Source organism: Bartonella sp. CR84HXZ, assembly GCF_042194535.1.
Taxonomy (GTDB): Bacteria; Pseudomonadota; Alphaproteobacteria; order Rhizobiales; family Rhizobiaceae; genus Bartonella; species Bartonella grahamii.
The window spans coordinates 1-2,243 of the sequence record NZ_JBHIMY010000062.1 but is presented as its reverse complement, the minus strand read 5'-3'; the positions used below and the strand labels follow the sequence as shown (position 1 = coordinate 2,243).

The following is a 2,243-nucleotide window of genomic DNA, read 5'->3' as shown; positions in this document are numbered from 1 at the left end:
AAAAAATTCACCACACAATGCAATGCCGTTCTTTTGCAAGAACGACAAAGGCAGAGTCTAACTTAAAGGAGTAAAATCATGGAAAAAAAATACGAATTTACTGATGAAACAATCAATGTTGATGGCAAAACTCTTCACCGCATTCGTGCACTGAGAGACTTTGGTAATGTTAAAGCAGGTGATTTAGGAGGCTATATCGAGAAAGAAGACAACCTAAGTCATGAAGGTGATTGTTGGGTAGATGGTGATGCCAAGGTGCATGAAAGCGCTACCATTTTTGATAATGCTAAGATATTTGATGGCGCCTGTATTAGTGGAAATGCTATGGTTTGTGATGATGCAGAAGTTTACGGTCGTGCTGTTGTTTACGGTAACGCCAAGGTTTACGACAATTCTCGTATTTATGGAAGTGCACAAGTTTACGATGATGCGCATATTTACGATCATGCAAAAATTTACGATGATGCACATGTTTACGACCGAGCAGTAATTTACGTTAATGCACAAGTTTGCGGTGATGCCAAGGTTTATGGAGAAGCAAGAATATACCATGACGCCGTAATTTCCGAACATGCACGCGTTTATGACAATGCAGAAGTTTTCGACAACGCTACAATTTCGCACTTTGCATCCGCTTGTGACAATGCTCGTATTTTCGGTAAAGCAAAGGTTTGTAGTTTTGCCAAAATTTATGATGGAGCCCATGTTTCTGAAAAAGCTAAAGTTGGTGGTCACGCAGAAATCTCTGGAAATGCCCGTGTGTTTGGTGGTGCACTAGTTTGCGAGAATGCCAAAGTAACCGGAAATACAAAAGTATCTGGAAATGACACTGTTTTAAGATAAGGGCGTGAGGCAATAAACCATGGAAAAAAAATACGAACTTACTGATGAAACAATCGAAGTTGGGCGCAGAACGCTCCGCCGCATTCGTGCATTAAGGGATTTCGATGATGTCAAGGCTGGTGATCTTGGCGGCTATATCGAGAAAGAAGACAATCTAAGTCATGATGGCAATTGCTGGGTTGGGGGCTATGCCAAGGTTTATGATGATGCTAAGGTTTACGAAAATGCACAAGTTTACGGTTATGCACATGTTTACAACAATTCTCGTATTTATGGCAAAGCAGAAGTTTTCGATGAACCATGCATTTACGGTCATGCAGAAGTTTACGGTGAGGCATATATTTGCGGTGAACCGCATGTCTTTGATAATGCAGAAGTTTATGGCAATGCACAAGTTTACGGTGAGGCATACATTTACGACAATTCTCGTATTTATGGAAGTGCACAAGTTTACGGTGATGCGCATGTTTACGGTCATGCAAAAATTTACGGTGATGCATGTGTATGTTGGGACGACTGGATTAATGACAATAGAAGAATCTCAACTAGGAAACAAACCAGATGAGAAAATACGAACTTACTGATGAAACAATTCAGTTTGATGGAAAAACTCTTCACCGTATTCGTGCTTTAAGGGATTTTGATGATGTCAAAAAAGGAGATCTTGGTGGTTTTATTGAAAAGGAATATAACTTAGGTCATAAAGGTAATTGCTGGGTGTATGATGATGCCAAGGTGTATGAAAGCGCTACCATTTTTCATAATGCTAAGATATTTGATGGCGCTTGTATTAGTGGAAATGCTTCAGTTTATTCTGATGCACAAGTTTACAGTCGTGCTGTTGTTTACGGTAATGCCAAGGTTTCTGGTAGAGCACATATTTTTGGTGATGCTGTTGTTCGCGACAAATCTCATGTTTGCGGTGATGCAGAAGTTTACAATGACGCACGTATTTATGGTGACGCAGCAGTTTTTGAGAATGCACGAATAAAGAATAGTGCCAAGGTTTACGACAATGCTCGTGTATATGGGAACGCAATAATTTGTGGTCCTGCTCTCATTTATAACAATGCTAAAGTTTATGGTGATGTCATTATATCATGCTCCAATTTCACGTATGAGGATGATGTTAATTATGGAAATGTTGAGATTTTTGGAGATGCAAAAGTTTATGATAGTGCTCGCATTTATGACGCAGTCAAGATTTTTAGAAATGCCGAAATTCGTGGATTAGCTAATATTCGCGGAAACACGAGAATTCCTCAAGACATAAAAATTTAACAACAAACCAGCCTTTTAACACAAGCGTGATTCACGCCACACGTGAATTGCGCGCAATGTAGGAAATCAAGATGACAAATTCTACTTTTTTAAAAGAAATGGCAGAAAAATATGGATTT

3 protein-coding genes are annotated in these 2,243 nt (G+C 39.3%); all 3 read left to right on the top strand.

Annotation, left to right across the window (positions count from 1 at the left end; genetic code table 11):
- The first annotated feature begins 78 nt into the window (after nt 1-78).
- The 3 genes from ACFIKD_RS09230 to ACFIKD_RS09220 are packed head-to-tail and all read left to right on the top strand — an operon-like array spanning nt 79 to nt 2,124.
- Nucleotides 79-843: a hypothetical protein gene (locus tag ACFIKD_RS09230; protein WP_375647870.1), complete on the top strand. Its 765-nt coding sequence runs from the start codon at nt 79-81 to the stop codon at nt 841-843.
- A gap of 19 nt (nt 844-862) precedes the next feature.
- Complete coding sequence (locus tag ACFIKD_RS09225) at nt 863-1,408, top strand: hypothetical protein (RefSeq protein WP_375647869.1); 546 nt, start codon at nt 863-865, stop codon at nt 1,406-1,408.
- Nucleotides 1,405-2,124 carry a hypothetical protein gene (locus ACFIKD_RS09220; RefSeq protein WP_375647867.1) on the top strand — a complete coding sequence of 240 codons (720 nt, stop codon included), beginning with the start codon at nt 1,405-1,407 and terminating at the stop codon, nt 2,122-2,124. Before ACFIKD_RS09225 ends, ACFIKD_RS09220 begins: the two co-directional genes overlap by 4 nt.
- Nucleotides 2,125-2,243 lie beyond the last annotated feature (119 nt).